The sequence below is a fragment of the Limnohabitans sp. 2KL-51 genome (assembly GCF_003063645.1).
Classification (GTDB): domain Bacteria; phylum Pseudomonadota; class Gammaproteobacteria; order Burkholderiales; family Burkholderiaceae_C; genus Limnohabitans_A.
In genome coordinates this window covers 154,721-168,201 of the sequence record NZ_NESJ01000007.1, presented here as the reverse complement: position 1 = coordinate 168,201, position 13,481 = coordinate 154,721, and the positions used below count along the sequence as shown (strand labels likewise).

Annotated in this window: 14 protein-coding genes; all 14 read left to right on the top strand. The window is 58.1% G+C overall.

Annotation, left to right across the window (positions count from 1 at the left end; translation table 11 throughout):
• Positions 1–10: 10 nt before the first annotated feature.
• The 14 genes from B9Z49_RS09325 (at position 11) to soxB (ending at position 13,427) form a co-directional block, all read left to right on the top strand.
• Positions 11–3,226, top strand: coding sequence for an efflux RND transporter permease subunit (locus tag B9Z49_RS09325; RefSeq protein ID WP_108353170.1), 3,216 nt, complete (start codon positions 11–13; stop codon positions 3,224–3,226).
• 36 nt (positions 3,227–3,262) lie between these two features.
• A complete protein-coding gene (locus B9Z49_RS09320; protein ID WP_108353169.1) occupies positions 3,263–3,469 on the top strand; it encodes a DUF2892 domain-containing protein in 207 nt (68 codons plus the stop codon).
• A gap of 18 nt (positions 3,470–3,487) precedes the next feature.
• Positions 3,488–4,873: a TolC family protein gene (locus B9Z49_RS09315; RefSeq protein WP_108353168.1), complete on the top strand. Its 1,386-nt coding sequence runs from the start codon at positions 3,488–3,490 to the stop codon at positions 4,871–4,873.
• A gap of 30 nt (positions 4,874–4,903) precedes the next feature.
• Complete coding sequence (locus tag B9Z49_RS09310) at positions 4,904–5,284, top strand: rhodanese-like domain-containing protein (protein WP_108353167.1); 381 nt, start codon at positions 4,904–4,906, stop codon at positions 5,282–5,284.
• A gap of 157 nt (positions 5,285–5,441) precedes the next feature.
• Positions 5,442–5,750 carry a c-type cytochrome gene (locus B9Z49_RS09305; protein ID WP_108353166.1) on the top strand — a complete coding sequence of 103 codons (309 nt, stop codon included), beginning with the start codon at positions 5,442–5,444 and terminating at the stop codon, positions 5,748–5,750.
• Positions 5,751–5,870: 120 nt separating this feature from the next.
• On the top strand, positions 5,871–6,194 hold the full coding sequence (locus B9Z49_RS09300) for a hypothetical protein (RefSeq protein WP_108353165.1): 324 nt from the start codon (positions 5,871–5,873) through the stop codon (positions 6,192–6,194).
• A gap of 247 nt (positions 6,195–6,441) precedes the next feature.
• Complete coding sequence (locus B9Z49_RS09295) at positions 6,442–6,771, top strand: helix-turn-helix transcriptional regulator (RefSeq protein WP_108353164.1); 330 nt, start codon at positions 6,442–6,444, stop codon at positions 6,769–6,771.
• Positions 6,768–8,132: a sulfite dehydrogenase gene (gene soxC / locus B9Z49_RS09290; protein ID WP_233254572.1), complete on the top strand. Its 1,365-nt coding sequence runs from the start codon at positions 6,768–6,770 to the stop codon at positions 8,130–8,132. The genes B9Z49_RS09295 and soxC overlap by 4 nt, the downstream gene beginning before the upstream one ends.
• Positions 8,116–9,189, top strand: coding sequence for a c-type cytochrome (locus B9Z49_RS09285; RefSeq protein WP_108353163.1), 1,074 nt, complete (start codon positions 8,116–8,118; stop codon positions 9,187–9,189). The genes soxC and B9Z49_RS09285 overlap by 17 nt, the downstream gene beginning before the upstream one ends.
• A 69-nt stretch (positions 9,190–9,258) precedes the next feature.
• Entirely contained in the window at positions 9,259–9,714 is a 456-nt protein-coding gene (gene soxY, locus B9Z49_RS09280) for a thiosulfate oxidation carrier protein SoxY (protein ID WP_108353162.1), read from the top strand.
• Between the two features lie 52 nt (positions 9,715–9,766).
• Positions 9,767–10,078, top strand: coding sequence for a thiosulfate oxidation carrier complex protein SoxZ (soxZ, locus tag B9Z49_RS09275; RefSeq protein ID WP_199225024.1), 312 nt, complete (start codon positions 9,767–9,769; stop codon positions 10,076–10,078).
• Positions 10,079–10,154: 76 nt separating this feature from the next.
• Positions 10,155–10,958: a sulfur oxidation c-type cytochrome SoxA gene (gene soxA, locus B9Z49_RS09270; protein WP_108353160.1), complete on the top strand. Its 804-nt coding sequence runs from the start codon at positions 10,155–10,157 to the stop codon at positions 10,956–10,958.
• A gap of 18 nt (positions 10,959–10,976) precedes the next feature.
• On the top strand, positions 10,977–11,633 hold the full coding sequence (gene soxX / locus B9Z49_RS09265) for a sulfur oxidation c-type cytochrome SoxX (protein ID WP_108353159.1): 657 nt from the start codon (positions 10,977–10,979) through the stop codon (positions 11,631–11,633).
• 60 nt (positions 11,634–11,693) lie between these two features.
• Positions 11,694–13,427, top strand: coding sequence for a thiosulfohydrolase SoxB (soxB, locus tag B9Z49_RS09260; protein ID WP_108353158.1), 1,734 nt, complete (start codon positions 11,694–11,696; stop codon positions 13,425–13,427).
• The last annotated feature ends 54 nt before the right edge of the window (positions 13,428–13,481 follow it).

Below are 13,481 nucleotides of genomic sequence, written 5' to 3'. Positions count from 1 at the left end.
AAGTAGCCCCATGAACGAGCCAAAAATGGGCATTTCGGGCCGCATCGCAGCGTCCTTCCAAAGCGCACAGATCACGCCCTTGCTGGCGCTGGTGGCTTTTTTGTTGGGCGTGTTTGCCGTCATGGTGACGCCCCGCGAAGAAGAGCCGCAAATCAACGTAACAATGGCCAACGTGATCGCGCCTTTCCCGGGTGCATCGGTGCGCGATGTCGAGCAAATGGTGGCGATTCCGGCCGAGCAGGTGCTGTCCAAAATTGCGGGCGTGGAACACGTGTACTCGGTCTCGCGCCCTGGCGTGGCGATCATGACGGTGCAGTTCAAGGTGGGCGTGCCGCGCACCGAGGCGCTGGTCAAGTTACACGACACGATCCGCGAAAACGCCGATTGGTTGCCGCGCAACTTGGGCTTGCCTGAACCGCTCATCAAGCCCAAGGGCATTGACGATGTGCCGATCGTGTCGCTCACGCTGCACGGGAAAAATGCGGATGTGAGCGCTTTTGATCTGGAACGCGTGGCGCACAGCATTGAAGCCGACATCAAGCGCGTGCCGGGCACCCGCGATGTGGTCACCATCGGTGGGCCGCGCCGTGCGGTGCTGGTCCAAATTGACCCGCAGCGCATGAACGGCTCGGGCGTCACCGTGCACGATTTGCGCATGGCTTTGCAGTCGGCCAACCTGGGGCTGCCGGTGGGCGAATTGTTGGGTGGCAACCAAAGCGTGGCCATCGAAGCCGGGCCGCACCTGTCGCAGGCCTCTGAAGTGGCCGACCTGGTGGTCCAGGTGGTGCAGGGCAAGCCGGTGTTTTTGAAAGACGTGGCCGATGTGCAGGACGGCCCCATGCCGGCTGCACGCTATGTCTGGCACGGCACAAACGAAAAAAATGGGGGAGAGGAATTCGCCGCCGTCACGCTGTCCATCACCAAAAAGTCGGGCGAAAACGCCATCGACGTGGCCAACGGCGTGAAAAGCCGTGTGGCCAAACTGCAAGGCACCGTGATCCCTGACAACGTGCAAGTGGTGGAGACGCGCAACTACGGCGAAAGCGCCAACGATAAAGCGCAAAAGCTGATCCAGAAACTGCTGTTTGCCACCGCGTCGGTGGTGGCACTGGTGTTCATGGCGCTGGGCCGCCGCGAGGCCGCTATTGTGGGGGTGGCTGTGATCTTGACGCTGACGGCTACGCTGTTCGCTTCATGGGCCTGGGGCTTCACGCTCAACCGCGTGTCGCTGTTTGCGTTGATTTTTTCCATCGGGATTTTGGTGGACGATGCCATCGTGGTGGTGGAAAACATCCACCGACACCAGCAGCTGTTCCCCGGGAAATCCTTGCGTGACATCATCCCCGGTGCGGTGGACGAAGTCGGCGGCCCCACCATCTTGGCCACCTTCACCGTGATCGCTGCGCTCTTGCCCATGGCGTTTGTGAGCGGCCTGATGGGCCCTTACATGAGCCCGATTCCGATCAATGCGAGCTTGGGCATGTTGCTGTCACTGGCCATTGCCTTTGTCATCACACCCTGGTTGGCGGGCATGTGGATGAAGCCTCTGACTGGTCATGCGCATGACGCGGCAGGAGGCCACACCGGCCTGAGCGCCAAACTCGAACCCCTGTTCGAAAAAGTTTTCAAGCCTTTGCTCAACCCCCAATCGGGCGGGCGCAACCGCAAGCTGTTGGGTCTGGGCATTGCCGGTTTGATTGCCTTGTCTTTGGTCTTGCCTGCGACCGGTTTGGTCATGCTCAAGATGCTGCCCTTTGACGACAAGTCGGAGTTCCAGGTGGTGGTGGACATGCCCGCAGGCACGCCTCTGGAAAAAACAGCGGCCGTCATGCGCGAGCTGGGTGGTCACTTGGCCACGGTGCCCGAGGTCACGCATTACCAGGCCTATGTCGGCACCGCTTCGCCCATCAACTTCAACGGCTTGGTGCGCCAGTACTACCTGCGTGCAGGCGCTGAGCTGGGGGACATCCAAGTTAACCTGGTGGGTAAATCCGATCGCAGCGACAAGAGCCATGTGATCGCTACCCGCGTGCGTCCGGCTTTGCAAGAGATCGGCCGCCGTCACGGGGCCAACGTCAAGGTGGTCGAGGTGCCTCCCGGCCCCCCTGTGATGTCGCCCATCGTGGCCGAAATTTATGGGCCTGACGCTGAAGGGCGTCGCCAAGTGTCCAAAGCCGTGCGTGCGGTGTTCGAGAAAACCGAAGGCGTGGTGGATGTGGACGAGAGCGCCATCGCCGATGCGCCGCGAAAAGTTTTGTTGGTGGACCGCCGCAAGGCCGCTGTCTTGGGCGTGTCGCAGCAAGCCATCGTGACCACCTTGCGAGCAGGCTTGGCGGGCGAAGACACCACCTATTTGTATGACGGCAGCAAATACCCGGTGCCTGCGTTGATCCAGTTGCCCGCGCATCTTCATGGCGACCTTGACGCCTTGTTACAGCTGGGCGTGAAAAGCGCCACGGGCAAAGTGGTGGCCATCCGCGAGTTGGTCACCGTGAGCGACACGCTGCGCGAGCAACCCATCGTCCACAAAAACATGCTGCCGGTGAACTTTGTCATGGCCGACATGGCAGGCAAGGTGGACAGTCCTTTGTATGGCCTGTTCAAAATGCGCGGCGACATGGCGCAGATCAAAGGTCCGGATGGTCAAAAGGTGGAGGAGTACTTCATCCACCAACCTGACGACGCTTGGCGTGGCTACAGCATCAAGTGGGATGGCGAGTCGCAGATCACCTACGAGACCTTCCGCGACATGGGTGCGGCTTACGGCGTGGGCCTGATCCTGATCTATTTGCTGGTCGTGGCGCAGTTTGGTTCTTACCTCACGCCGCTCATCATCATGGCGCCGATTCCTTTGACCATCATCGGGGTCATGCCGGGCCATGCACTGCTGCACGCGCAGTACACCGCCACCAGCATGATCGGCATGATCGCCCTGGCGGGCATCATCGTGCGCAACTCGATCTTGTTGGTGGACTTCATCAACCTGCAGGTGCTAAGCGGCATGGAATTTAGCCGCGCCATCGTGCAGTCGGCTATCACCCGTGCCCAGCCCATCATGCTCACGGGCCTGGCGGCCATGATCGGTGCCTTTTTCATTCTGGACGACCCGATCTTCAATGGCTTGGCCATCTCGCTGATCTTCGGCATCTTCGTATCCACCGTGCTGACGCTGGTCGTCATCCCGACTTTGTATTACGTGGCCTACCGCAAAAAGTACGGCGCTTGAAGTGTTTCTTTTTTTAAATCACAGGAGTAAATCACCATGAAATCTTGGCAAATCGTTCGTTTGGTCGCTGGCACCTTTGTGCTGTTGTCTTTGGCTTTGGGCGTGCAGGGCAGTCCCCTTTTTGTAAGCGAATGGTGGCTGGCGTTCACCGCCTTTGTGGGGGCCAACCTGCTGCAAAGCGCCCTCACCAAGTGGTGCCTGATGGAGTCCATCCTCGGCAAGCTGGGCGTTGAGCGCGGCTGATCAGAAAGCCAGCGCGCCATGACCCCCTCACGATTGAACCTCAAACGCCTGAGCGGTGCGCTGTTGGCCGCAGCGCTCTTCGTCCCTTCGGCGCAGGCGCTGGACCTGCTGCAAACCTGGGAGCAGGCACGCCAGCACGACCCGCAGATGCAGGTGGTGCAAGCCACCCGTTCTACGGTGCAAGCCTACGAAGCGCAGGCCCATTCGCTATGGCGACCTGTCGTGATGGGCAGCGCCACGGTGGGGGCCATGTCGTCTGAGACCCGCACCACAGGTGCGCAGTTTGCAGTCGGTGGTCAGCCGCCGATGCCCGGCAGTTTTGCCACCTCGGCCAGCGCAGCGTTGTCCACGCGCTGGTCTTTGCAAGCCAAGCAGCCCCTTTACAGCCCTGAGCGCCAAGCCCAGCAAGCGCAATTGCAGCACGCAGCAGGCGTGGCTGAATGGCGCGCCGATCTGGCCCAGCAGCAGTTCATGCTGCTCACGGTGCAGCGCTATTTCAACGTGTTGCTGGCCGAGCGCCAGTTGCAAGTTTTGAAAAGCCAACACGTTGCCGTGCAGCGCTCGCTGACCGAAGCCCAAGACCGTTTTGCGATCGGTGATTTGCCTGTGACCGACACGCACGAAGCGGCAGCCCGTGCCTCGGGCTTGCAAGCGCAGTGGCTGGCTGCCGACAGCGAGTTGCAAATGGCCCGCCAAGTATTGGCCGAATCCACCCGATTGCCCACCGAGACCCTGAAACCCCTGACGCCCAAAGCCGCTGAGTCTGCAGCCGCATCGCCGCCTTTGGACCAGGTGCTGGCCCAAGTGCGCGAAGCCAACACCGGTTTGCGCCTGAAAAAAGCCCAGTGGGATGTTGCCCGGCAAGAAGTGAAAAAGCACCAAGCCCGCGGCGGTATCACACTGGACCTGGTGGCCCAAGCCGGGCGTGACCGCTTGAGCGGCGACGGCGACTTTGGCCCTGCCAGCAACACGCAAAGCCAGCAGATGGTGGGCTTGAGCCTGAACGTGCCCTTGTACACCGGCGGTTACCGCAGCGCCAAACTGCAAGAAGCCGTGAGCGCGCAAGCGCAAGCCGAGGCCGAATACGAGTTGACCGTACAGCAAACCCAGCAGCAAGCCCGCTCGGTATGGTTGGCTTTGCAAACCGGGCCTGCCCGTTTGTCGGCACTGCAAGCCTCATGGAAAGCCAGCACTGCAAGACTGGACGCCACCCGCTTGGGCCGCCAAGTGGGTGACCGCACCACCTTGGATTTGCTGCAAGCCCAAAACGACGCGGCCCAGTCCGAACTGGGCTGGCTGCGCGCGCAGACCGAGTTGCTGCTGACCCGCTTGCAACTGGACGCCTTGACCGGTAGCCTCTCTGTGCAAAGCTTGCAGGGCCTGAACGCCCAGTTGGCACCCTGAAACCCATTGTTTGAACTTTAAGGATACACCATGAAAACAGCCCATGATCTGGTCCTGCAAGCCAAAGCCCATGTCCGCGAGATCGCCTTGCAAGACGCCGATGAAGCCATTCAGCAAGCCGATGTTTTGATGGATGTGCGCGAGGCCGATGAATTTGCCGCAGGCCATTTGCCCGGCGCGGTTCTGGTGCCCCGGGGCTTACTCGAGTTCAAGCTCAGCGGCACGCCCGCCTTGTCGGGCCGCGACCTGAAGGTGGTGTTGTACTGCAAGACCAGCGGCCGCGCAGCCTTGGCAGCGCAAACCATGCAAAGCATGGGCTACCTGAATGTTTCATCGATTGCGGGTGGTTTTGACGCTTGGGCCGCTGCTGGCAAAACGGTGGTCAAGCCCGAGCAGCCTGCCTTTGAGTGAGTCCTATGGCCGCGTTTTGGGGATGGCTTTGGGGCTCTGTGCAGCGGGCGCTCAGTAAAATCCCTGAGACTAAAGTTGAGCGGTTTTGCACAGAGCCGTCTTGATTTAGGTTAAATTAGCGTCTGGTTATATTTAAAACCCCTCACACGGAGCTCTCATGAAACTGATTTTTGCTGCTGTTGCCGTCTCTGCCCTGATGACAGCCCCCGCATTCGCCAACCCGGACTTGGCCAAGAAAAACGCCTGCATGGCCTGCCACGCCGTGGACAAGAAACTGGTGGGTCCTTCTTACCAGGACGTGGCCAAAAAATACGGCGGCCAAAAGGACGCAGCAGCCAATTTGGCCAAGAGCATCAAAGCCGGTGGTTCAGGCAAGTGGGGCCCTGTGCCCATGCCCGCTCAAGCGGCTTTGAGCGACGCCGACGCCCTGACGCTGGCCACCTGGATTCTGGCTGGTGCCAAGTAATTCAAGCCGTTGACAGGCTTGGTTGAAAACAGATGATTTAGAAAGCTCGATTGGTACTCGTGGCTTTTGTTTGCCGCTCAAAGGTCTGCCCTTGAGCGGCTTTTTTACGGGGAAATGGGTATGAACATTTGCAGAACAACCGTCTTGGCAGGGCTTTGCATTTTGGGAAGCAGTTTGGCCCATGCCCAACCCGCCATCTTCAAGGATGCCGACTACAAACTGGGTGAAAAACTCATCACCGAAAGCAAATGTGCGGCCTGTCACGTGGCCAAGGTGGGGGGCGACGGCAGCGCGATTTACAAGCCACAGGGGCGCATCAACACTGCCGCTTTTTTGCGCGGCATGGTGGAGCAGTGCAACACCGAGCTCAACCTGGGCATGTTTCCAGAGGACGTGACCTCGGTGGCGGCGGTGCTCAACCGGGATCACTACAAGTTCAAATGAAGCCTTAGGTCTTTGCCTTTTGGGGCGCTGACAAACACCCTGCTTTTTCAAAAGGCATGTTTACGGCTGGATTGAAGTCCATCGTCTACGACCTCCGACTGGGTTTTCATCAAAACAGCAGGACTGGAAACTCACATCAGGGTTTGTCCCGATCATGAAGCGAACCTCGTGTAATCCCTGATTCAGATTCATCGCTTATCGTATATATTCGAACTTCCGAATATATGAACCTAATGGTAAGGACAGCATGACAGTGGAAAAGGATGAGGTATTTGACAAAGCGGCAGATTTGTTTGCCGTGATGTCGACACCCATTCGGCTTCGCATCATCAGTGCGCTTTGCCAGGGTGAAAAAAACGTAGGGCAATTGCTCGAGAACATCGGTGTGGCCCAGCCCAACATGTCGCAGCACCTGAACATCCTGTTCCGGTCGGGGGTGTTGGGCAAGCGCCGTCAAGGCGCTCAGGTGTTTTATCGGATTGCGGATGACACTGTGGCGAGGGTTTGCCGTGCGGTATGCACGCAAGTGGCCATCGGTGCGGACATGAATGATCAACTCAACAAGGAGTTTGTGTGAACGCAGACAACATCAACTCAGGACGGGTGCAAAAAGCGCCTGAAAGCTTCCTGACCCCCAGTGGCATCAAGGAGGTCTTTGCAGAAGGCAAAAAAGGTCGCCGCGATTTCATTCGCAACGCCTTTGCGGCTGCGGCTGCTGGTGCGGCTGCACCCATGGCCATGGCCCAGAGCAACCCCGTGCCCACCGAAGGGGGTGACCCCAACATCCTGAACTTGCCCGAGCACACCACGGGTTTGGGGCAGGGTGTGGCCGTTGAAGGTTATGGCAAGCCCTCCAAGTTCGAAGCGAACTTGCAGCGCCGTCAAAGCCCTGGCCTGACACAAACCACACAAGCATCGGTGTCGTTCGCGCCACTGCAGTCCTTGTTTGGCATCGTCACGCCCAGCGGCCTGCACTTCGAGCGTCACCACCAAGGTTGGTGGGATATCGATCCGTCAAAGCACCGCTTCATGGTCAACGGCATGGTCAAAAAGAACATGGTCTTCACCATGGACGAGATCATGCGTTTGCCTTCTGTGTCGCGTTTCCACTTCATCGAGTGCGGTGCCAACACAGCGACCGAATGGGGTAATGTGGCGGTGCCCACTGTGCAGTACACGCACGGTATGTTGTCTTGCAGTGAGTTCACGGGCGTTCCCTTGATCACCTTGCTGGAGTTGGCGGGTGCTGACCTCAAAAACGGCAAGTTCGTTTTGGCCGAAGGTGGCGACGGCTCTTCCATGACCCGCACCATCCCCATGAGCCTGATCACCTCGGGGGAGGTCATCGTGGCCTATGGACAAAACGGGGAAATGTTGCGCCCCGAAAACGGCTACCCCCTTCGTTTGGTGGTGCCTGGCGTGCAAGGTGTGAGCTGGGTCAAGTACCTGCGCCGCATCGAAGTGGGCGACAAGCCCTATGCCGCCAAAGACGAGGCCATTCACTACATCGATTTGCAACCCAGCGGGCTGCACCGCCAGTACACCAATTTGCAGGAAATCAAGAGTGTGGTCACCACGCCTTCGGGTGGTCAGGTTTTGCTCGACAAGGGCTTTTACAACATCACCGGCCTGGCTTGGTCGGGCAAAGGCAAGGTCAAGCGCGTGGATGTTTCCACCGATGGCGGTCGCAACTGGCGTCAGGCACGCCTAGAGACGCCAGTTCTGTCCAAAGCCTTAACCCGTTTCAATCTGGATTGGGTCTGGGACGGCAAGCCCGCCATCATCCAAAGTCGTGCACAAGACGAAACAGGCCATCTGCAGCCTACATACCAACAGTTGCGTACTGTGCGTGGTACGCGCTCTATTTATCACAACAATGCCATCCAGTCGTGGTTGGTCCAGGAAAACGGTGAGGTGAAAAATGTCCAGGTTTCGTAATGCTGTTTTGACTGTGACGTTGATGGCAGCTGCTGGTTTGGCAACTGCGCAAAGCACCCAATACCCGGGTGTGGGGCGATCTGCCACACCCAAGGAAGTGGCCAAGTGGGACATTGATGTGCGCCCCGACTTCAAGGGGCTGCCTGCCGGCTCGGGCTCGGTGGCCAAAGGACAGGATGTGTGGGAGGCCAAGTGCGCCCATTGCCACGGTGTGTTTGGTGAGTCCAACGAGGTGTTCAGTCCACTCATTGGTGGCACCACCGCAGAAGACATCAAGAAAGGCCGTGTAGCCAATTTGCAGCGCACGGACTTTCCGGGCCGCACCACCATCATGAAGGTGTCCACTGTTTCCACTTTGTGGGATTACATCAACCGGGCCATGCCCTGGACCAACCCCAAGACACTGACCACTGAGGAGGTGTATGCCGTGACCGCCTTCATGCTCAACCTGGCCAACATCGTGCCCGACAACTACGTGCTGTCGGACAAGAACATCGCCGAAGTGCAGGCCCACATGCCCAACCGCAACGGCATGACCACGGCCCATGCGATGTGGCCTGGCCATGAATTCGGTGGCGTTAAAAAACCCGACACCGCCAACAAGATTTGCATGAAGGACTGCACGCCTGAGCCCAAGGTCGCTTCGTACCTGCCTGACTTTGCGCGCAATGCCCACGGTAACTTGCAAGAGCAAAACCGCATCGTTGGCCCACAGCGCGGCGCAGACACCACCAAACCCGAGCCCAAGGCTGGTATTCCGGTGGCCGCAGCAGCCCCAGTGGCCGCTGCTAAGCCTGAAAACAACGAAGCCAAAGCAGCGATTGCGCTCCTGAACAAGCACAGTTGCACAGCTTGCCACGGTGTGGACAAGAAGATTGTGGGCCCTGGCTTCAATGAAATTGCCAAAAAACAAGCCGGTAAGACCGACTATATTTTGAGCAAAATCAAGGCCGGTGGTGTGGGTGTGTATGGTCAAATCCCCATGCCTGCACAAAATCTGCCTGAAGCAGATGCCAAGCAAATTGCTGAATGGATTTCCAAGGGGGCCAGCAAGTAATACGGGATATACCCGTTGCACTTCTGAACCTGTTTCAATAGCATCACTCAATCATCAAGGAGATATCAGATGCAAAACCGTCGCGAGACACTCAAGCAAAGCGCTGTTGTGGCTGGCCTCTTGGCCACTGCGGGTTTCCCACAGTTTGCCCACGCCGCTTTCAACAAAGCCGCATTCGACGCCAAGTCGGTGCAAGACGCTGCCAAGGCCGCAGGCGCGACCAGCCTGACCGAAAGCAAAGACGTGACCATCATAGGTCCGGACATCGCCGAAAACGGTGCGGTTGTGCCATTGGGTGCCAGCACAGCACTGTCTGGCGTCAAGCAGTTGCTGATCATGGTCGAGAAGAACCCATCCGCTTTGGTGGCCATGTTTTACGTGACCGATGCGGTCGACGCCAATTTCTCGACCCGCGCCAAAATGGGCCAGTCCTCGGATGTCTACGCTGTGGCCATCATGAACGACGGCAAAGCTTTGTGGGCCAAGAAAGAAGTCAAGGTCACTTTGGGCGGTTGCGGCGGCTAAGCCCCTGTGCACACCCTCATACATCGATTCAATGAAAGATTAGGAGAGAAAAATGGCAGATCCAATGCGCATCCGTGCCCAGGCCTCTGGTGACAAAGCAACCGTTCGTGTGCTCATGAGCCACGAAATGGAAACCGGTCAACGCAAAGACGCTTCCGGCAAAACCGTGCCCGCCTGGTTCATCCAGGAAGTGACAGCCAAACTCAACGGCAAAGACGTGTTTTCCGCCGAGTGGGGCCCCGCTGTGTCGAAAAACCCCTTCCTGCAATTCGCCGTCAAAGGCGCGAAAGCTGGCGACAAGATTGCTGTGACCTGGAAAGACAACAAGGGCGATACCCGCACGGACGAAGCCACCGTTTCGTGATCGTGCGATGACAGAACAAAGGGTGAAGCCACGACTTCACCCTTTTCGCGTTTTAAAAATACCAACAGAGGTGACAATGAACAAAGCATCAAGTTTGACCATGGCAGCGGCACTGGCCTTGAGTACCATGTCCGCGCTGGCCCAAAAGACCGCCAGCCAAGGCATTGACGAATACCGCGCCATGCTGCAAGACGGTAACCCCGCTGAACTCTTTGAAGCCAAAGGCGAAGACCTCTGGAAAAAAGCACGCGGACCCAAAAACGCCAGTCTCGAAAAATGCGATCTGGGCAAAGGCCCTGGCGTGGTCAAAGGTGCTTTTGTCGAGTTGCCCAAATACTTCGCTGACACGCAGCGCATGCAAGACTTGGAGTCCCGCCTGGTCACCTGCATGGAAACCCTGCAAGGCTTCAATGCCGCTGAAATTTCCAAGACCGCATTTGGTCGCGGCGAGATGGCCAATGTGACGGCTTTGGCTACCTGGATCGCCGCCGAGTCCAAAGGGCAGCGCTTTAACTTGTCACAAGCGCACCCCCAAGAAAAAACTTTCTACGAAGTGGGCAAACGCCTGTTCTTCCAGCGTGGTGGGCCGCACGACTTTTCTTGTGCCTCCTGCCACGGTGAAGAAGGCAAACGCATCCGCTTGCAAGACCTGCCTATCCTGACCAAGAACCCCGGCGACGGAATTGGTTTTGCCGCCTGGCCAGCTTATCGCGTCTCCAACGGTCAGATGTGGAGCATGCAATTGCGCCTGAACGACTGCTACCGCCAGCAGCGGTTTCCTTACCCTGGTTTTGGCAGCGATGCCACGATTGCCCTGTCCACCTACTTGGGTGTGAATGCCAAGGGTGCAGCTTCCGTTGCCCCGGCCATCAAGCGCTGATCTGAACAGGAGAACCTCATGAACAAAAAGACCCAACTCGTATTGGCCAGCTTGGCGGCCGCTTTGGTGGCAGCTGGCTGCGCCTCCGGCCCTTCTGTGGCCGAGCTCAATGCATTGACCGACAAGATCGTCAAGGCCTCATTCCGTGACCAAAGCCATGTGAAAGTGGAGCGGATCACCGCCACCGACGAAACCAACCGCGTCTGCAGTGAAGCCGATGTGGCAGGCAAACCCTTGGATGAAAAAACAGCCAAGCGCATCGAAGAAGCCAACCTCAAAGCCATCAAGTGGCCCTCAGACGGCAAGTTCATCGGTGACTGGAAGCAAGGCGAAGCCATTGCCCAAAGCGGTCGTGGCTTGACTTGGACCGATTCGGCCACGGGCGTGAATGGTGGCAACTGTTACAACTGCCACCAGATGGACAAGAAAGAAATTTCTTACGGCACCATTGGTCCTAGCCTCTATAACTACGGCAAGATTCGTGGCGTGTCCAACCCCGACGATCCGGCCAGCAAGGCCATTGTGGAATACACCTGGGGCAAGATCTGGAACGCCAAGGCCTACAACGCCTGCTCCAACATGCCCCGCGCTGGGCACATGGGCATCCTGAACGAAACACAGGTCCGCCACATCGTGGGCTTATTGCTCGACCCCAAGTCCCCCGTTAACCAATAAGCCTATGAAAACCCGGCTTGTCCGGGTTTTTTAGCTCCGTATATATCAGTGGTTGCAAATATGAATCTCTCCAAGCGCGAATTTATCCAAGTCATGGGTGCTGGCACGATGGCTGGCATGAGCATGGGCACCTACGCCCAGTCCAGTGCCACCACGGCCGCCAATGGTCTTTATGACATTCCCAAGTTCGGCAATGTTTCTTTCCTGCACATGACCGATTGCCATGCCCAGCTCAAGCCGATTTATTTCCGTGAGCCCAGCATCAACTTAGGCATTGGTTCTATGCAGGGCAACCTGCCGCATTTGGTGGGTGAATATTTGTTGCAAGTGGCCAAGATCCGCCCGGGCACGGCAGAGGCCCATGCACTGACCTATCTGGACTACGAAAAAGCCGCCAAGCGCTACGGCAAAGTCGGTGGTTTTGCGCACTTGGCCACACTGGTCAAGCGCATGAAGGCCAGCCGCCCCGGTGCTTTGTTGCTTGACGGCGGTGACACCTGGCAAGGCTCGGGCACCAGCCTGTGGACCAACGGTCAGGACATGGTCGATGCTTGCAAACTGCTGGGTGTTGACGTGATGACCGGTCACTGGGAGTTCACCCTGGGCATGGCGCGCGTGAAGGAAATCATCGAGAAAGATTTCGCGGGCAAGGTGGACTTTGTTGCGCAAAACGTCAAGACCAATGACTTTGGCGACCCGGTCTTCAAGCCCTACGTGATCCGTGAGATCAATGGTGTGCCCTGCGCCATCATTGGCCAAGCCTTTCCCTACACGCCGATTGCCAACCCCCGCTACATGGTGGCCGATTGGGCATTCGGCATCCAGGATGAGAACATGCAGCTGATGGTGAACGAGGCCCGTGGCAAAGGTGCACAGGTCGTGGTTGTCATCAGCCACAACGGCATGGACGTGGACCTGAAAATGGCCAGCCGCGTCAGCGGCATCGACGCCATCATGGGCGGACACACGCACGACGGCATGCCCGTGGCCACTCTGGTGTCCAACAAAGGCGGCAAGACCATCGTCACCAACGCGGGCTCAAATGGCAAGTTTTTGGGTGTGCTCGACTTCGAAGTCAAAGACAAAAAGGTCAGCGACTTCCGCTACAAGCTGCTGCCCGTGTTCTCGAACATGCTGCCCGCCGACAAGGAGATGGACGCGCTCATCACCAAGATCCGCGCGCCTTATGAAAGCAAGCTGGCAGAAAAGCTGGCCGTGACCGATGGCCTGCTGTACCGCCGCGGCAACTTCAACGGCACGGGTGACCAGTTGCTGATCGACGCGCTGCTGGACGTGCAGGGCGCAGACATCGCGTTCTCGCCCGGCTTTCGCTGGGGCACCACGCTCTTGCCGGGCCAGGCCATCACGCGCGAATGGCTGCTCGACATGACCGCCACCACTTATTCGTACGCCACGGTGACCGAGATGACGGGCGAGACCATCAAGACCGTGCTCGAAGACGTGGCCGACAACCTGTTCAACCCCGATCCCTATTACCAGCAAGGCGGTGATATGGTGCGCGTGGGGGGCTTGACTTACAGCTGCAATCCGGTGGCCAAGGCAGGTCAACGCATTGGCGATATGCGCCTGAAAGGGCAGCTCATCGACGCGGGTAAAAAGTACAAGGTGGCGGGCTGGGCCCCCGTGGCCGAAGAAGCCCGCAACCAGGGCAACAAGCAGGTGTGGGATGTGGTGGAAACCTGGCTCAAAGCCCAAGGCGGTCGCATCAAGCCACGCCAACTCAACACGCCGAAAATCATGGGCGCATTGCCCAACAAGGGTTACGCCGTTTGACGAGTGTGTGCAGCGCTCTTGGCACTGTCCGGGGCTGCACCGATGGAGGATCAG